Source organism: Clostridium sp. DSM 8431, assembly GCF_900116755.1.
In the GTDB taxonomy this organism is placed as follows: Bacteria; Bacillota; Clostridia; order Clostridiales; family Clostridiaceae; genus Clostridium.
Window position 1 is genome coordinate 1 of sequence record NZ_FPBY01000323.1, and the last position, 1,196, is coordinate 1,196.

Sequence of the window (1,196 nt, forward strand, 5' to 3'; positions counted from 1 at the left end):
TATACATAAGTACCCTCCGAATAAAATTTATATTTTTATAAATTTTACCAAGAGGACACTTCTAATATCTAGATACCAAATCCTTTACGCTTACAAATAAAGATGATGTAGAGTTATGGTTTAATAGAACAATATTTAGAATACCAAAATGTAAAGAATGTAAATATGCATTACTATGTGGTGGTGGATGCCCAATAGCTTCACTAGAAGTAAATAATGATATTGATTGTCCAATATGTGGTGATATAGAAAAAACTTTGAATGTTTATATAAATGCAAATAAAGAAAAATTATTGAGTAAAATAGGTATATAAAATATGAAATATGATTACCTAAAGGCAAAAGAATATTTGTATCATGAAGAAAAAGATTTAGACAATAAACTATATTATATATTGTCATTTGATGAATCGATTAATATACGTGTTTCTCCAAAAGCAAAAGCATTAATTGATAAATTTGATGGCAAACATACTTTAAAAGATGTAGTAATGGAGTTAAACAATAAAGAATATACAGTTCAAGAAAATGATTTGATAGACTATATTGAAAATGTATTGATAAAGAATTGTCTTATAGATGGATATGAAATAGATATAGGTAAACCTAAAAATAAAAATAGGCTTTGGATACATATACCTATTATAGAATCAAAGAGATTCAATTTATTGTACAAATTTATGAGTTTTGCTTTTAATAAATATGTTGCAGCTATATTGATCATTTTTGTATTATCAATTTTTTTATCAATAATATTTAAGGCATGTACTAACGGTGGAATAAAGTTAGATATTTATAATTTAAATTCAGGATTAATTTTAATATATATATATATATATCATTATTAATACATGAATTTGGACATGTTGCAGCTGCGTATAGATATGGAGTAACAGCTGGTAAGTTAGGGATAGGAATATATTTGATTTATCCTGTATTTTATATTGATTTAACAAATGCATGGAGAATTGACAGTAAAAAAAGAATGATAGTAGACCTTGCAGGAATTTATTTTCAAATATTGACATGTATACCTCTGTATTTAATGTATTATTTTTTGAACAATGAAATTTATTTAATAACAACAATGTTAATAATATCGTAAGCGTAAAGGATTTGGTATCTAGATATTAGAAGTGTCCTCTTGGTAAAATTTATAAAAATATAAATTTTATTCGGAGGGTACTTATGTATAT

General features: G+C 24.2%; 1 protein-coding gene. It reads left to right on the forward strand.

Annotated features, from left to right (window positions below):
• Positions 1 to 317 precede the first annotated feature (317 nt).
• Entirely contained in the window at positions 318 to 848 is a 531-nt protein-coding gene (locus tag BM384_RS17150; RefSeq protein WP_090015497.1) for a hypothetical protein, read from the forward strand.
• The last annotated feature ends 348 nt before the right edge of the window (positions 849 to 1,196 follow it).